The 18046-nt window shown below is 34.4% G+C and carries 17 protein-coding genes; all 17 read left to right on the top strand.

Going from position 1 to position 18046, the window contains the following annotated elements; genetic code table 11:
• Positions 1-233: 233 nt before the first annotated feature.
• The 17 genes from ACWG42_RS01550 (at position 234) to dhaL (ending at position 18038) form a co-directional block, all read left to right on the top strand.
• A complete protein-coding gene (locus tag ACWG42_RS01550; RefSeq protein WP_455789735.1) occupies positions 234-467 on the top strand; it encodes a hypothetical protein in 234 nt (77 codons plus the stop codon).
• A gap of 203 nt (positions 468-670) precedes the next feature.
• Entirely contained in the window at positions 671-2161 is a 1491-nt protein-coding gene (gene galT, locus ACWG42_RS01555; protein ID WP_455789736.1) for a UDP-glucose--hexose-1-phosphate uridylyltransferase, read from the top strand.
• A gap of 12 nt (positions 2162-2173) precedes the next feature.
• Complete coding sequence (locus ACWG42_RS01560; RefSeq protein WP_455789737.1) at positions 2174-3193, top strand: LacI family DNA-binding transcriptional regulator; 1020 nt, start codon at positions 2174-2176, stop codon at positions 3191-3193.
• Positions 3194-3201: 8 nt separating this feature from the next.
• On the top strand, positions 3202-4224 hold the full coding sequence (locus ACWG42_RS01565; protein ID WP_455789738.1) for an aldose epimerase family protein: 1023 nt from the start codon (positions 3202-3204) through the stop codon (positions 4222-4224).
• Positions 4225-4228: 4 nt separating this feature from the next.
• Entirely contained in the window at positions 4229-5509 is a 1281-nt protein-coding gene (locus tag ACWG42_RS01570; protein WP_455789739.1) for a galactokinase, read from the top strand.
• Between the two features lie 131 nt (positions 5510-5640).
• A complete protein-coding gene (locus ACWG42_RS01575) occupies positions 5641-7236 on the top strand; it encodes a response regulator (RefSeq protein WP_455789740.1) in 1596 nt (531 codons plus the stop codon).
• The gene (locus ACWG42_RS01580) at positions 7223-8941 is read left to right on the top strand and encodes a sensor histidine kinase (RefSeq protein WP_455789741.1); all 1719 of its coding nucleotides are present in this window, start codon (positions 7223-7225) and stop codon (positions 8939-8941) included. Before ACWG42_RS01575 ends, ACWG42_RS01580 begins: the two co-directional genes overlap by 14 nt.
• Positions 8934-9884: a substrate-binding domain-containing protein gene (locus ACWG42_RS01585; RefSeq protein WP_455789742.1), complete on the top strand. Its 951-nt coding sequence runs from the start codon at positions 8934-8936 to the stop codon at positions 9882-9884. Before ACWG42_RS01580 ends, ACWG42_RS01585 begins: the two co-directional genes overlap by 8 nt.
• A gap of 140 nt (positions 9885-10024) precedes the next feature.
• Entirely contained in the window at positions 10025-11113 is a 1089-nt protein-coding gene (locus tag ACWG42_RS01590) for a galactose ABC transporter substrate-binding protein (protein WP_455789743.1), read from the top strand.
• A gap of 74 nt (positions 11114-11187) precedes the next feature.
• The gene (locus ACWG42_RS01595) at positions 11188-12684 is read left to right on the top strand and encodes a sugar ABC transporter ATP-binding protein (RefSeq protein WP_455789744.1); all 1497 of its coding nucleotides are present in this window, start codon (positions 11188-11190) and stop codon (positions 12682-12684) included.
• Between the two features lie 14 nt (positions 12685-12698).
• Positions 12699-13772, top strand: a complete 1074-nt coding sequence (locus ACWG42_RS01600; protein WP_455789745.1) for a galactose/methyl galactoside ABC transporter permease MglC — start codon at positions 12699-12701, stop codon at positions 13770-13772.
• A 5-nt stretch (positions 13773-13777) separates the two neighbouring features.
• Positions 13778-14374 (top strand): InlB B-repeat-containing protein, encoded by a 597-nt coding sequence (locus ACWG42_RS01605; protein ID WP_455789746.1) that lies wholly within the window; start codon positions 13778-13780, stop codon positions 14372-14374.
• 549 nt (positions 14375-14923) lie between these two features.
• A complete protein-coding gene (locus ACWG42_RS01610; protein ID WP_455789747.1) occupies positions 14924-15388 on the top strand; it encodes a PTS sugar transporter subunit IIA in 465 nt (154 codons plus the stop codon).
• Positions 15388-15690, top strand: coding sequence for a PTS sugar transporter subunit IIB (locus ACWG42_RS01615; protein ID WP_455789748.1), 303 nt, complete (start codon positions 15388-15390; stop codon positions 15688-15690). Before ACWG42_RS01610 ends, ACWG42_RS01615 begins: the two co-directional genes overlap by 1 nt.
• Complete coding sequence (locus ACWG42_RS01620) at positions 15687-15971, top strand: PTS sugar transporter subunit IIB (RefSeq protein ID WP_455789749.1); 285 nt, start codon at positions 15687-15689, stop codon at positions 15969-15971. Before ACWG42_RS01615 ends, ACWG42_RS01620 begins: the two co-directional genes overlap by 4 nt.
• A 43-nt stretch (positions 15972-16014) precedes the next feature.
• On the top strand, positions 16015-17400 hold the full coding sequence (locus ACWG42_RS01625) for a PTS galactitol transporter subunit IIC (RefSeq protein WP_455789750.1): 1386 nt from the start codon (positions 16015-16017) through the stop codon (positions 17398-17400).
• Between the two features lie 2 nt (positions 17401-17402).
• The gene (dhaL, locus tag ACWG42_RS01630) at positions 17403-18038 is read left to right on the top strand and encodes a dihydroxyacetone kinase subunit DhaL (RefSeq protein WP_455789751.1); all 636 of its coding nucleotides are present in this window, start codon (positions 17403-17405) and stop codon (positions 18036-18038) included.
• Positions 18039-18046: the final 8 nt, after the last annotated feature.

The following is an 18046-nucleotide window of genomic DNA, read 5'->3' on the forward strand; positions in this document are numbered from 1 at the left end:
ATCCTTTGTGTTTTTTATAGGTACCATATAAAATTGGAATATTATGTAAAAATACATATACATCATTGTGAAATATGTTATAATTCATATAGAAATTTAAAAAGGTATAGCTATTTAGACATCTTGATTTTTTAGCAATTTGTCTTTTTTTCTTCCTTTTTCTTCCTTTATCCCAATCAATCCGTTTTTCTTATTACGTATCAAAATGTATAATTTTATGCATGGAGGTATATATGAAATTGAAATTATTGGATCACTTAGCAAAGCATTGTAAAGCACATTATATATCAGACCTTAAAAATAAGACGGCTCTATGTGTATACAGAGAATATATTTTAGATATTGACGAAACACTGTATGCGTTAGAGGATTGGAAAGATGTATGCGAGTATATCTTAGGAGAAAAGAAGGAAATATCATCTATTTCTCAAGCAAAAAAAATGATCATCGATTGGTTAAACTCTTGAACTTCTTGCGAAGTTCTTTTTTTTAAATATAGAAAACAGTAAACGTTTTCTATAGAAAATCATAAATCTATAAAATTATTGTGAAATATGCTAAAAATGGCTTTACACCAGTATAGAAAACGTTTACAATAAAATTGTTAAGGAACCGCTATCATTTTAGAAAGTAGATGTAGTATCGTATGTAAAACATGGAGGAATATAGGATGATAAAAGAAATCAATCGTTTATTGAATTATGCAATACAACACAACTTAATGGATCCACGTGATAAGCAATATAGTGCAAACTTATTATTGGATGTATTTCATCTTTCTGAGTTTGAAGAAATGGATATTCAAGAACAATTAGATTTGCCGGATTCTATTTTAGAGACAATGCTTGCTTATGCAGTAGAACATCATTTGATTGAGGACACTGTGACTGAAAAGGATTTATTTGACACTAGAATTATGAATTGTGTTATGCCTAGACCATCTTGTGTGGAACATAAGTTTTGGGAGTCTTATAAATCTTCTCCACAAGAGGCTACTAAGTATTATTATGACTTTAGTATTGCGACGAATTATATTCGTAAATCTAGAGTAGATAAGGATCAAAAATGGAAAGGTCGAAGTAAGTATGGAGAGTTGGATATTACCATTAATCTTTCCAAACCAGAAAAAGATCCAAAGGAAATTGCAAGATTGAAACATGCGGTGTCTTCATCTTATCCTAAATGTGCAATCTGTAGAGAAAATGAAGGATTTGCGGGTGATTTCACACATGCCGCAAGACAAAGTATACGTTTGATATCTTTAAGGATGAATCATGAAGATTGGTTTATGCAATATTCTCCATATGTGTATTATCAAGATCATTGCATTATCTTGAATGCAGAACATAAACCTATGCAAATCAATGAACGAACATTTCAAAATCTGTTAGCTTTCTTAGATTTGTTTCCACATTACTTTATTGGATCCAATGCAGATCTTCCAATTGTTGGAGGTTCTATATTAAGCCATGATCATTATCAAGGAGGATGTTATAAGTTTACAATGGAAGATGCTGAGTGTTTATCCTCTTTTTCACTAGAAGCTTATCCTAATGTGTCATTGTCTCATGTGAAGTGGCCATTATCAACTATACGATTACAAGGAAAGAATAGAGAAGAGATGATTGCATGTGCTAGTCATATACTAGATGCTTGGATTTCCTATGAAGATAAGGAAGCAGGCATTCATGCATATACAGGAGAGGAACGACATAATACCATAACACCGATTGCAAGAATGAAAGATGGGCATTATGAACTTGATTTGGTATTACGTAACAATCGTACGAGCGAGGAATTTCCATTAGGAATATTCCATCCACATAACGATGTGCATCATATTAAAAAAGAAAATATTGGGCTGATTGAAGTTATGGGATTAGCCGTATTGCCAGCACGGTTGAAAACAGAGTTACAAAGTGTAGAAAAATATTTATTACATGAAGAATTGAATGCTGAACAACTTGATAGTTTACAAAAACATAAAGAATGGATCAGCTATTTAAAAGAAAAGTTAGAAGCGAATACAGTTAGTAATATAACGAATTTCTTACAAGAAGAAATTTCGAAGAAGTTTGAACGAGTATTGGAGGATTGTGGGGTATTTAAGTTAGATGAACAAGGGTTAAAGTATTTTGAACGATTTATAGAAATACTTTGATAAAGGTGATGTATGAAAATTACAATTGTTGATGTTGCGAAGAAAGCCAATGTATCCGTTGCGACGGTATCAAGGGTAATCAATGATAACTATCCAGTCAATAGTAAGACAAAGGCAAAAGTACAAAAGGTAATTAAAGAACTTAATTTTATTCCTAATTTACAAGCTAGAGAAGTTAAGAAGCGTAAAACCAAAACCATAGGAGTCATTGTGCCAAGTGTTGAAAATATGTTCTTCCCTGAGGTTATCAATGGAATTGAACAGCACTTGATGCAGAAATCATATTCGTTGTTGTTGAGCTTTTCTAAGAATAGTGAAGAAAAAGAACAAGAATGTGTTCGTAATTTATTATCTAGAAATGTAGCTGGGATGATTGTTGCGGACGTGAACACAACCAATGTGGAAAGTGGATTTTATGATGATTTGGTACAAAGTACACCAATCATCTTCATCAATGGGGAATCCAGTCGAGAGGGATTCTCTCATGTTCTATGTGATGAGCGTGATGGGGCTAACAAAGCACTACAAAGCTTATGGGACAAAGGGCATAGAGATATCTACTTTGTACGAGGTGGAAGTAGCTATTCCTACGATGTAAAGGAACAAGCATATCGTGATTTTCTTCGTTTACAGGATGGTGAGGTCAATGAACATATTGTGTATGTGGGCGAAGGAAATAGTAATCAAGTGATTGATGTGACTTGTAAGCTCATGGTGGAAAAGATACGGCAAGAGGGTTGTAGCGCAGCATTCTGTTGTAATGATTTGATGGCTATTGGGGTACTTAATGCTTGTAAGGAAGTTGGTGTGAGTGTACCTGATGAGTTTTCTATTATAGGATTTGATAACATTATATTGAGTAAATTGGTAGAACCAAAACTGACTACCATTGATCAAAATATGTATGAATTAGGGAATCAAGCCGCAAAGCTAATTCTTGAAACGATCAAAGAAGAACAAAGCATTAGTAAAAAAGTAGTATTGAATGCTACTTTTGTGCCTAGAGAAACATTGGCCGAAAAGAAAGGTTAGGACACTACATGGAACATAACATAAAAAGAAATCTATTTTCGAATGAGAACATCGACGTTATCGTGTTAAAAAATCAAGAACTAGAGGTACATGTTACTTCTCTTGGATGTACCATCGTTTCTATTTTTACAAAAGACAAAAACGGACAAATGGATGATGTGGTTTTAGGTTTTGATAATATGGATACGTATTTGAAACAGGATAAGTACATTGGTGCCATCGTTGGACGTTGTGCTGGAAGAATTCGCAATGGAGAATTTAACTTAAATGATCAAACGTATACGTTACCTAGAAACAATGGAAAGAACACTCTTCATGGTGGAATTGAAGGATTTAACGCTAAAATTTTTGATTATATCATATTAGAAGATGGAATTCGTTTCCACTATATATCAAAAGATGGTGAAGAAGGATTCCCTGGAAATCTAGATGTATATGTTACCTATGTATTGGAAGGTAGTAAAGTAATTGCTACGTATGAAGCGACATGTGATCAAGATACAATCCTTAATATTACAAACCATTCCTATTTTAACCTAGCAGGTAAAGGAAGTATTTTAGATCATGAGTTAATGATACATGCGAAAGAAATCATATGTTGTGATGAAGATTGTTGTGCAAACGGAAAGCATCGTCCGGTACATCATTCACCATTTGATTTCAATGAAAGCAAACCAATCGGTAGAGATATTGATATCGATGATGAACAATTAAATTATGGTGGAGGATATGATCATTATTTTATCTTCGAAGAATTTGATCCAGCTGTGGTTTTAAAAGATCCAAACAGTGGAAGAGTCTTAGAAGTATCCACCAATCAACCTGGTTGTCAAATATATACATCTAATTTCTTGGATGGAACTTTAGAAGGAAAGAAGCATTGGTATTTCAATAAACGTGAAGCTGTTTGTATCGAAACACAAGCGGCACCAAATGCCATCCATATTGAAAAAGATCCCTCTACCATATTACGTAAAAATGAAAAATATGTAGCAACAACAACATTTGCATTTACAATTGAAGGAGAATAAGAACATGAATGTAAAAGATTTAAGAGCAAAGATTGAACGTGGTGAATTAAATGAAAGATTACAATATCTCTATGTGGATTCAGCACTTGTAGAAACACAGAAAAAAAGATATATAGAAGCGATTGATAATTTTACTTCTCTTTATGGAGAAGATCGTGATGTAGAAATTTATAGCGCACCTGGTAGAAGTGAAGTAGGTGGTAATCATACGGACCATCAACATGGCCGTGTATTAGCAGCTTCCGTTAACTTGGATACCATTGCGATTGTATCTAAGAGTGATACAAATACTGTTTCTGTCACATCTCAGGGATTTCATATCTCTCCTATCGATATCTCTAACTTACAAATGCAACAAGAAGAAGTTGGTAAATCAGAAGGATTGATTCGTGGAGTATGTGCAAGAATTGCGGAACTAGGATTTCAGGTAGGTGGTTTTGATGCGTACCTTACAAGTAATGTTCTAGAAGGTGCTGGTTTATCTTCTTCTGCGGCATTTGAAGTATTGTTAGGGACTATTCTTTCTGGGTTATATAATGAAGAAAAAATTGATGCTGTAGAGATTGCGAAAATAGGACAATATGCAGAGAATCATTATTTCTTAAAACCTTGTGGTTTGATGGATCAAACGGCTTCAAGTGTAGGAGGATTTGTAACAATTGACTTTAAAGATACAACCAATCCTATCGTAGAAAAGATTGATTTTGATTTCGATGCATATAAACACAGTTTATGTATCGTAGATACGAAAGGAAGTCATGCGGATTTAACGAGTGATTACGCTGATATTCCAAGTGAAATGAAGAAGGTCGCTAACTATTTTGGAAAAGATGTTTTACGTGATGTTTCTTATGAAGAATTTAGTAAACATGTTGCTGAAGTAAGAAAAGCTTGTAGTGATCGTTGTGTGCTTAGAGCCTTCCATTTCTTTGAAGAGGATCAACGTGTCGTACAAGAAGTAAAAGCATTAAGAGAATTTGATTTTGAAGCGTTTAAGAAGTTGGTCATTGCTTCTGGAAATAGTTCATTTAAGTTTTTACAGAATGTATACTCTTTACAGATTGTAAGTGAACAAAATATATCCGTAGCACTTGCGGCTAGTGAACAGGTGTTAAATGGCGCTGGAGCAAGCCGTGTGCATGGTGGTGGATTTGCTGGTACAATTCAAGCATTTGTCCCAGAAGAATTATTATGTGCTTATAAAGAACAAATGGAAGCAATCTTTGGAGAGGGGTCTTGTTATATATTAAAGATTCGTCCTTGTGGTGGGGTAAAAGTTATTTAATACGCTAGTTACACCATAGATAGTAAAAGATTAAGAACGTATTATGAACAAGTTTCTTAATCTTTTTTACCGGCTTTTTACCATTTGCACATAGGTAGTAGCCATAAGAAAAAGGAAGAGGAAGTGATGGTATGTACACAGTCGTCGTAGCGGATGATGAATTTGAACTGCGCCGAGCAATCATTGAAACCGTTGATTGGGAGAAAATTGGATTTGAAGTCATTGGTGAAGCAGAAAATGGGGTAGAGGCATTGGACCTTGTGGAAAAGCTAGAACCCGATCTATTGTTAACGGATATAAAAATGCCATTTATTAGTGGTATTGAATTAGCAAGAAGAGTACGAGAGATTAGACCTTCTATGCAAATTGCATTTTTAAGTGGGTATGATGATTTTCAATATGCCCAACAAGCAATACAGTATAATATTATAAAATACTTATTGAAACCCATCTCTAGTGAGCAGTTAAATGGAGAATTAAAAGATATTCGAGAGACTATGGATGAGCGACAGAAGCTTTTTATAAATCCACAAAATCAGGATATTTTTCAATTGCGTATGGAACAATTTTTAATGACTCTGATATTGGATAGCGATGCTATGTCTCAACAATCCCTAGAAGAAAAACAACAACATGATAAATTAGCTGTAGAATTACATCTCAGCAATTATACAGATGAAAAAACATGTTATGTAGTTATGGTATCACGCATATCCAATACACAAAAAGAGTTAGTAACAGGACCTTCTCATGTACATGCATTGGATGCTATCGCAAGAAAACATGTAAACTGTGGTTCCTTTTATTCGCATGGAAAAATTGTTTCTTTATTAGGTGGCATGGAATGGGAAATTGATAAGTATATCAATATCATTACCAATGAAATTATACAAACGACGAAACGCGTTATGAACCAAGAGTGTTATATCGGTGTAGGAAGTGTAGTACATGATTTAACGAAGGTACATGCATCCTATAGTGAAGCTTGCAGTGCGATTGAATATGGTATTGGTTCTAGTCGCAATTTAAGTTTCATAAAGGATATCGAACGTAAAGATACACTACCATTTGAATATATAGAGATGGTATCCATTGAGCTAGAAAAATTAATGAAATCCAATCGAAGTGAAGATATCATAGATTATATTTCTGATGTATTTAAAAAAACAAGCGTACATGCTGATATTGATTTATTGATTATGCACATCATATCAAGGACTTGTACATTGGTTCGTGCTCTATGTGATGACTCTTCCGTTAATGATTTTTTAGCGAAGGCAAGTGCGCTATCTTCTTTATTATCGAAACATACCATTGAAGAAAAAGAAAAAGATATTCGCGATTTTTGTATTTTATGTAAAGACGCTATCAATAAACAAAATCGTTTAAATGGACAAGTTATCTGTGATGAATTAATAGAATTGATCAATCAAGAATATGGTAAGGAAGAATTTAGTTTAACAATGGCAAGCGAGAAATTGTTCATTAGTGCAAGCTATTTAAGTGCACTTATTAAGAAAATAACAGGCGAGAGTTTTGTTATTTTGTTAACGAAAAAACGCATGGAAGTTGCGAAAGAAAAGGTCGTTTACTCCTCTGCGAAAATATTGGAGATTGCCAAACAATGTGGTTATAGTGATCAGCATTATTTTAGTTATTGTTTTAAACGACAGTTTGGTATGTCTCCAAATAAGATGAGAGAGCAACAGGCCAATGAAAAAGTTTAAATTTAAGAATATATCCATATCTTTCTATTTAATGATGTTTGTAATCTCTACCGTAGTTACGGCAGCGATTATTTTAACACTCTCATTTTTTCAAGTCTTTAAGGATTCCTTGTTGTCCATTGCGCAAACCAATGCGGAACAATCCATTACACAAGTATCAAGCACGATATCGAATTATTCAGCTAATGTACAAGCGAATATGAATAATATAGTGAGTGTGGTAACACAAGCCAACAATCGAGAAACTATTAAAGAATATATGCAAACGATGACAGATATCAATCATGACATTGTTTCAATTATGATTTATGATGAACAAGGAAATATTCTAGAATATGGTGGAAAGAGTGGATTGAAGGATAAGATTGAAAATAACTTATCGTTTGAAAAGCTTTCCTTACAAGCTGGAAATGATTTTAGCATTTCATCACCACACGTACAAAACATTGTAAAAGATGAATATCCATGGGTTGTTACAATTACACAGAAAAAATGGTCGGGAAGTTATGGAAGTGAAGTTTATGTTGCGATGGATATTGAGTTCTCCTCCATGGGTTCTGCCATTGATGAAGTTGGAATTGGACAACATGGCTATTGTTTTATCGTAGATAGTAGGGGGAATATTGTCTATCACCCCTTACAACAACTTATCTATCTAGATATTAAATCGGAAGATGAAGAAGTGTTGAATACAACATGGGATTCTGCCAAAGTAAAAGATGGTGTGATTTATTCTACAAAGGAAATTACGAACTTTCATTGGAAGGTTGTTGGTGTTAGTTATGTGAATGAGCTTGTAGATGCCAATATGGCAAGTGCTACTCAAAACATGATGAAAATATTAGGCGTCATTGTTGTATTGGCTTCTATCTTAGTATACATCTTGTTAAAGAAGTTAACAGCTCCTGTAAGAAAACTCGTCTTTGCGATGCACGAATTTGAAAAGAACACCATTGATTTTAAGTACGCACCAATACAAGGGGTAAGTGAATTTACACAACTCTCACAATCCTTTGAACATATGGTGGTGCAAATTCAGGAATTGATGGATCGTGTAAAGAAAGAAGAAATCACCTTAAGGAAGACGGAACTTAAAGCTTTACAAGCACAGATCAATCCACATTTCCTATACAATACTTTGGATTCCATTCAATGGATGTGCGAACGAGATAAGAGTAAAGATGCCGTACGTATGGTTGGGGCATTGGCACAGTTGTTTCGTATTAGTATTTCAAAAGGATACGAATTGATACCAATTGAAAAAGAAATACAACATGCACAAAATTATCTTGTGATACAAAGTTATCGATACAAAGATCAGTTTACTTATGAATTTGATATTGATTCCGAAGTACTTCCATACTTCTGTCATAAAATTACGTTACAGCCTATTATTGAAAATGCATTATATCACGGTATTTCTAGAATGGTAGATGAAGGAGAAATCTATATTTCTGTTAAGAAAGAAGAGAATGATATTGTGTTTGTAATTCGTGATAATGGTGCTGGTATGAGTGAAGAACAAGTAGAAAATATACTTCGTAAAGAATTGACAGATAGTAAGGGAATTGGAGTAAAGAACGTGAACGATAGAATCAAGATTTATTTTGGAAATGAGTATGGAATCACCGTTAAGAGTGAACTGGATGTGGGAACGAGTATTATTATTCGCATTCCTGCAATCATGGAGGATACGTATGCGTAAAATAAAAGTAATTGGACTAGTTTCCTTATTATGTTTATGTTGTACTGGTTGTACCTCTCAAAATCAAAAATTAAAGGTTGCACTCATTGTAAAGTCTACCACCTCACAGTTTTTTAAATCCGTACAATCTGGAGCTAATGCCGCAAGTAAAGAATATAATATTGAACTTAACTATATGGGACCAGATAATGAAGAAGATTATAAAACGCAGGTGGATATGATATACAAAGCAATCAAAAATGATGTAGATGCAATTGTACTATCAAGCATTGATTACAACAAACTAGTAGATCCAGTTGAGGAAGCGATTGATGCGGGTATTCCTGTCATCATCATTGATAGCGATGTGAATTGTGATCGAGTTAGTTCTCGTATTACGACAGATAATACTGTGGCTGGTAAGATGGCAGGAGAAGCTATTATTTCTCAAAATGAAAAACCAATTGTGGTAGGAATCGTAAATTTTGATGCGAATACTGCAAATGGACAAGAAAGAGAAAATGGATTTAAGAGTGCAATTAAGGATCATCCCGCAATTCAATCCATTTATACAATTAACGTGCAATCGAATACAGAATCTGCCACAAGAAATACAAAACAACTCTTAAAAGAGCACCCAGATATCAACACCTTGGTAACATTTAACGAATGGACGACCTTAGGTGTTGGGTATGCAGTAAAAGAAGAATCTTTAATGGATGAAATATTTGTGGTGGGTTTTGATAACAATCCTGTTTCTGTTGGCATGTTGGAAACGGGAGAAGTTGATTCCTTAATTGTTCAAAACCCTTTTGTAATGGGGTATTTAGGTGTTGAACAAGCACAACGTATCATTCATAGAAAAAGCTTGAAAGAGGATATCACCTATACAAAGACAGTCCTCTTAAATAAAGAAAATATGTTTGATAAAGAGATTCAAAAGATTGTGTTTCCATTCCATTAATCCTCCCTATATGGGAGGATTTTTTACTATAGTAAACGTTTTCATAGAATTTTACCTCTTTATCATAAGATTTTATATTCCTGAAATCTTTGAAAAGAATTAGAATGTAAACAGGTAAAAGAAATAGAGGAGGAAACATAATGAAAAAGATTTTTAAGCTTTTAATCACTGGCGCTATGGCTGTGTGCATGGGAGTAGCGCTCACAGGATGTGGTGGTAGTGATAGTGGAAAGGGTGGAAGTGATGGAAACGTTGCAGTATTATACTACAATTACTCTGACACTTATATCTCTACAGTTCGTACTGCATTAGACAAACAATTAAAGGATGCTGGTATTGATTTCCAAGATTACGATGGAAACAATAACCAAACAACACAAACGGAACAGGTTACAACAGCAATCACTAAAGGAGCTAAAGTATTAGTCGTAAATATCGTAAATACAAGTTCTGATGATGCGGCAAATGGAATCGTTGCAGAAGCTAAAAAAGCAGATATTCCTGTAATCTTCTTCAACCGTGAAGTTTCTAACGAAGTTGTTAAATCTTATGAAAAATGTGCTTTCGTAGGTACAGATGCTGCTGAAGCAGGACACTTACAAGGTAAAATGATTGGTGAATTCTTATTAAAGAACTACGAAAAATATGACTTAAACAAAGATGGTAAAATTTCATACATCATGATGATGGGTGAAAAAGGAAACAAAGAAGCAATCTATCGTACACAATATTCTGTAGAAGATGCTAACAAAGTATTAGCAGAGGCTGGAAAACCTGCTTTAGAATTCTACGATGCTGCAAACACTGACAAATATTTAGTAGACAAAGAAGGTAAATGGTCTGCACAAGCTGCAACTGAATATATGGGTACTGCATTATCTTCTTATAGCGAAGATAACAAAAACATGATCGAATTAGCAATCTGTAACAATGATGGTATGGCTGAAGGTGTTGTAACTGCACTTGCTACAGCTGGATACAACACTGGTGGAGATAAATTCATTCCTGTATTTGGCGTTGATGCTACAGATGCTGCAAAAGATTTAATTAAAGCTGGTAAAATGCATGGAACTATCAAACAAGATGCTGAAGGTATGGCAAAAGCTATCGCATTGTTAGTAGGAAATGCAAATGGCGATAAAGCTTTAATGGATGGAACTAAAGATTACAATGTTGACAAAGATGTTGCTAAAATCCGTATTGCGTACGCACAATATTTAGGAGAATAACGAACTAAAAGTAGCAAATGGGACATTTTAGAAATGAATGTCCCATTTCTAATTTATAGGCAAGGAGGTAAGGTATGAGCGATGTTTTATTAGAAATGAAAAACATTAGTAAAGAGTTCCCTGGAGTAAAAGCGCTAGATGATGTTTCGTTGACTGTTAAAAGAGGATCTGTGCATGCTTTGATGGGGGAAAATGGTGCGGGAAAATCCACATTGATGAAATGCCTCTTTGGGATGTATTCTAAAGATGCTGGAACCATTATTTTAGAAGGTCAAGAAATTAACTTTAAGAATTCAAAAGATGCTTTGGAACATGGAGTAGCCATGGTGCATCAAGAATTAAACCAAGCATTGAAAAGAAATGTTATGGATAACATTTGGTTGGGAAGATACCCTACGAAATTTAAAATAATGACATCAGAATCTCAGATGTATAAAGACACAAAAGAAATCTTTAATGATTTGGGTATTGAAGTAGAACCAAAACGTATTATGAGTACCATGTCTGTTTCCAATCGACAAATGGTAGAAATCGCAAAAGCAGTATCCTATCATTCTAAAATTATTGTATTTGATGAACCTACATCCTCTATGAATGAACAAGAAGTAGAAAGACTGTTTAAAATTATCAATATGTTAAGAGATCGTGGATGTGGTATCGTTTATATTTCTCATAAGATGGAAGAAATTTTACAAATATCTGATGAAGTTACTATTATGCGAGATGGCAAATGGGTAGCTACAGAAGCCGCAAAAGATTTAACCATGGATAAAATCATTAAGCTGATGGTTGGTCGTGAACTAACCAATCGTTTCCCTCCAAAATTAAATGAAGTAGGAGAAAAGATTTTAGATGTGGAAGGTTTAACTGGAATGTATAATAACATAAGAGATGTATCTTTCCATGTAAACCGTGGAGAAATCTTGGGGATTTCAGGATTAGATGGTGCTGGTAGAACAGAAGTATTAGAAACCTTATTTGGAACCATGAGTAAAAAATCAGGAACGATTACTTTGGATGGGAAAGTTATTAAGAATAAGAACTCTTTGGAATCTGTGAAAAATGGATTTGCATTATTAACGGAAGAGCGAAGAGCAACTGGTATCTTTAGTATTCTTACGATTTTAGAGAATACGACGATTTCCAACTTAAATAGTTATCGTAAAGCTCATTTGTATCTAGAAAATAAACAAATGAAAGCTGATACTGCTTGGGCTATCAATTCCTTGAAAATTAAAACGCCTTCTCAAAAGACACAGATACGTGCTCTATCTGGAGGAAACCAACAGAAAGTAATCCTTGGACGTTGGTTGTTAACAAATCCAGATGTACTATTATTAGACGAGCCGACTCGAGGAATTGATGTTGGTGCAAAATATGAAATTTATCAATTGATTATTGAACTTGCTAGCAAAGGAAAAGCCGTCATTATGGTTTCCTCAGAAATGCCTGAATTATTAGGTGTATGTGATCGAATACTGGTAATGTCTGGTGGACAAGTTGCTGGAGAAGTAATCGCAAAAGATACAACGCAAGAAGAGATTATGGCTCTTGCTACCAAATATGTGTAAAGGAGAACAAAGATATGACAAAAATATTTAGTAGAATAACACAGCAATATCATGATTTTATCGCATTAGAAAAGCAAGATAAAGTGTCATATATCAAAGAATTCCTCATTAATAATTCTTTATATATATTTATGATCATTGCTATCATATTTATTCAGATCAAGAGCCCTATGTTCTTATCAAAGAATTCTGTAATTAATATTATTTCTTTATCAGCTGCCAACTTACCAATTGCATTGGGTATTGCTGGATGTATCGTACTAACAGGTACCGACTTATCCGCAGGACGTATTGTTGGTTTAACCGCGTGTGTGGCCGCATCCCTATTACAGGCAACAGGTTATGCAAATAAGATGTTTATGGATTTAGAGACAATGCCTATTTTAGTAGTATTGATATTGGTATTGGCCATAGGTGCCCTGGTGGGGCTAGTAAATGGGTTCTGTGTAGCGAAGTTTAGTCTACATCCATTCATTGTAACATTAGCTACACAGTTGATCGTATATGGTTTATTATTGATGTATTTGATGATTGGTACCAATCAGGGACAATCCATTTCAGGACTTGATATAGGATTCTCGACCGTAATAACAGGTTCTGTTATATCCATTGGTGGAACAGGGATTCCTAACTTTGTATGGTATGCACTAATCATTACTGCAATTATGTGGTTTATTTGGAATAAAACAAAATTTGGAAAGAATATGTTTGCGGTTGGATCTAATCCAGAAGCAGCAAATGTATCCGGTGTAAATGTTGCGAAAACAATTATCCTTGTATTCGTATTAGCTGGTGTCATGTATGGTGTAACAGGATTCATTGAATCTGCACGTATTGGTTCCAATACAGCAGCTACAGGATTAAACTATGAACTTGATGCAATCGCAGCTTGTGTTATTGGTGGAGTATCCTTCGTTGGTGGTATTGGTAAAATTCGTGGTGTTATTATGGGAGTTGTCTTACTAAGATTGATCTTCGTTGGTTTGACATTCTTAAGTATCGATGCTAATATGCAGTATATTATCAAAGGTTTGATTATTCTTATCGCTTGTGCGGTAGATATGCGTAAATATTTAGTAAGGAAGTAGATAACGTGGATGAAAAAGATTGCGTAAAAGAACAAACAGGAAAAAAAGTAAAGAACTGGGGAAATGGTGGAGGACTTTATCGTGGTGTGAAAGCATCCGTAAAAACACTGAACTATATTATTATAGGATTGGTAGCTGCACTTATTGTAGTAGTTATATATTTATCTTCTACAAGTAGCTACACGACTAGTTTTGAAGTAAACGGTGGAGAACCAATCAAGGAAGTGCATAATAAATATGGGGATGTAGTGGAAGTAACTACACCTACCAAAACTGGCTATGAATTTGGTGGATGGTATCAAGATCAAGATTTAACAAAATCTTGGGATCTTCAAAAAGACACCGTGGAAGGTAGCATTACATTGTATGCGAAATGGACACCATCAAAGATTCATGTCATGTTTGATTTGAATGGTGGTGCTGTGAATGATGAAGATGTTTCTGGTAGAGATGTTGTATTCCATGAGCCTTATGGTGCTCTTCCTACTCCTGAAAAAGATGGAACAACATTTATCGGTTGGCAATACGATGGTATGATGATTACCAAAGACACACTTGTCACAATGAACGGAGAACATACTTTAAAAGCAATCTTTGAATAAACGTGAAAGACATGATACAAGAATGTATGATGTCTTTTTTTAGAATCTTGGCTAAATTACTTGAATGCAAAGCATTACAATCGAGAAAGTTTTTCTCGATCTAACATTCTTTAAGAAGATGTTAAAATGAACACGTAAAAGGGGAAGTTAGAAAACTCAACACTTGGTATTGCATATATGACTATGTAAAGGGTATTTCATTTATAGAAGATTTTTCATAAATGTACTATAAAAAATGTTTGTATATCTTGCTGTATAATAGAAGAAGAAAACACTGTAAATAGTAAGAACAAGTAATTTTTGAATAGTATAGAATAAAAGAATGTAACTTTATTCTACAAACCGTCACTTCTTTGAATGGGCGGTTTTTATCTTGTTTTATTTTTTGCACAACAGAATTGCTCATCCATGTGATGTGCAATCTTCAACACAAACATAGTGCCTAACAACAATTGAGAAAACAACTACAATAAAATATACTTAAGCTGTAAGGAAGAAGTCATGTGCGCACAAGAAAGTTTCCTTAAATTAAGAATAGGAGGGTTGCAGATGAATGGTACGTTAATTTGTGATGAACTTTGTGAGTTGGATTTAGATGTGAAGAATACAGATGAATTCTTTGAATACATGAGTACAAAAGCTGAGAAACTTGGTTATGTTACAGAGAACTTTCTAACAGCAATTAAAAAAAGAGAGGCTGAATATCCAACAGCTTTACCTGTACAGCCTCATCCAGTTGCGATTCCGCATTCTGATCCAATCAATATTGTGAAGCAGTTTATTGCGCCAGTTCGTTTGAAGAATCCCATCGACTGGTGTGAAATGGCAAACAATGATAACATCTTGAAAGTCAAAATTGCATTTTTGCTCGGGTTTAAACGAGAAGAAGGTCATGTTGAGATTCTACAGGTGTTATTACAAAACTTTCAAAATGAAAAAATAATGGAAGATTTATTGAGCACAAAATCAAAAGAAAACTTCTTGGATATTGTGAAACATATGGAAGGTTTCTAATGAAACGAGTTGTTGTTGCATGTGGAAATGGTGTTGCGACAAGTCAATCCATAGCATTTCGAATCAATCGCATGCTTGAAAAAGAACATATCCAAAATGTAAAAGTGGAAGCTGTCAATCTTCGATCTCTTGAAAGAGAATTACAAGGAGCCATTGCATATGTGGATATCATGCATAGCAAATCTGATTATGGAGTACCCACAATTGATGGACTTGCATTTCTATCAGGAGAAAATAAAGAAAAAGAATTTCAAAAACTATTACATATCATTGAACATAGTAAAGGAGACGTAATGAGATGAAAAAAGTTATAGTAGCATGTGGAAGTGGTGTTGCAACAAGCCAAACAGTTGCTTCTAAAGTAAATCGCTTATTAAATGAAAAAGGCGTAGATGCAAAGGTAGAGGCGGTCGATTTAAAATCTGTAGACCGTTACTTAAATGATGCATGTGCATATATTACGATTACAAAAGTATCAAAGGAATATCCAGTTCCTGTAATCAATGGAATTGCATTCCTAACTGGGATGAAACAAGATGTAGAATTAGAAAAATTAATTGATGCTATCTATAAAGCAAAATAAAATATAATACAAAACATTATGAAAAAGAAAGAAGGGTTAAAAGATGGATATTTTATCAGAAGTTGTTAACTATTTACTTGGTCTTGGGGCAGCAATCTTCGTTCCTATTATCATTATTATTGCAGGTTTAATTGTAAGAATGAAATTAAAAGATGCAATATCTGCGGGGATTACATTGGGTGTAGCGTTCACTGGTATGACAATGTTGATTAATTTCATGACAGGAGCAATCACTCCTGCAGCAGAAGCAATGTTGAAACAAACAGGTATTTCATTACCGATTGTTGATGGTGGCTGGACAACAATGTCCACTATCTCATGGTCATGGCCATATGCATTCTTAATGTTCCCATTGATGATTGTCATTAACATTATCATGTTGGTAATTAAGAAAACAAATACATTCAATGCTGACTTATGGAATGTTTGGGGGAAAATATTTACTGCAGTGGGTGTAGTTGCTATCACAGGAAGTGTACCATTGGCTTTTGTTGTAGCAGCAATCCAAATCATCTTTGAATTGAAAACAGCAGATGTTCATCAAAGAAGAATTGAAAAATTATCAGGAATTCCTGGTGTTACATGTACACATAAAATGGTGCTATTTGGCGCTTTGATGTATCCAATTGATTGTTTACTAAAAAAAGTACCAGCATTTAATAAACAATTTGATGCAGCATCATTAAAAGATAAAGTTGGTATTTTTGCAGAGAATCATGTTTTAGGATTTATTTTAGGAATCGTCTTTGGTATTCTTGCTCGCTATAGCGTTGCACAAACATTAACGTTAGCAATTCAAGCTGCAGCAGCATTGACTTTATTCCCTGTTATTACAAAATACTTTATGCAAGCATTATCACCAATTAGTGAAGCAGTTAGTGATTTTATGAATAAACGATTCAAGGGAAGAACATTGCTTGTTGGTTTAGACTGGCCTTTCCTTGGTGGTTCTAATGAAATTTGGTTAGCTGTTATTTGGTCAGTGCCAGTTACTTTGATTTGTGCTATGTTCTTGCCAGGAAATAAGATCCTTCCGTTTGCAGGAATTATCAACTTAGCACTTGCTGTACCAGCATATCTAGTAACAAAAGGAAACTTACCTAGAATGTTAATTTTATGTACATTGGGTGTACCTGCATTCTTATGGGTAGGTACTGCGTTCGCACCATTTATTACAGATTTAGCAAACTCAACTGGTGCAGTTGCATTAAAAGCAGGAGAAATGATTTCAAATTCTTCCATTGATGGACCAGTCTTTACATACGCTATTTCACAAGTGTTTGATGTCATAAATGGAAACTGGATTCCTGTAATTGTATTGTTTGTTTGGGTTGTATGTTATTTCTTCTATTACCGTGCATTAAACAAAGAAAATCGTGAAGAAGAAGCTTTGGAGAAAGCCGCAATTCAAGAAGCAGCGGGTGAGTAATCATGTCGTTTCGTAACGAAGATGGAAAACAGATTGTTTTAAATATCATAGAAACTATTCAAAAGAATAAAGAATACTTGAGTGATATTGATGGAGCCATTGGAGATGGAGATCATGGAATCAACATGAACAAGGGCGCTAGTATCGCAAAAGAAGAAGTGTTAAACGATAAGAACCTAAGCGAAAGCTTAGGTTCCCTATCAAAAGTATTGATGGAAAAGATTGGTGGTTCTATGGGACCTCTTTATGGGTCTATCTTTATGGGGATGCAATTTGCAATTTCAAGTGCGCAAGTCATTGATGGAGAAATCATAAAAGCGATGTTACAACAAGCATATGACAATATAAAAATGATCAGTCCTGCTAAACCAGGCGATAAAACGCTTGTGGATGTATTGGATCCAGCAGTGCAGGCATATACAGAAGAGTTTGAAAGATGCCACGATATGAAAAAGGCACTTGTTTGTTGTAAAGAAGCAGCTCATAAAGGAATGCTTTCTACTATTGATATGCAAGCAAAACTTGGTAGAGCTTCACGTTTAAAGGAAAAATCAATTGGTCATCAGGATGCAGGTGCAACCTCTTGTTGTCTAATTATTACTGCACTATGTGATAGTGCAATTGCATTAGATAAATAGAGGAAAGG

This window comes from Amedibacillus sp. YH-ame10 (assembly GCF_053848885.1).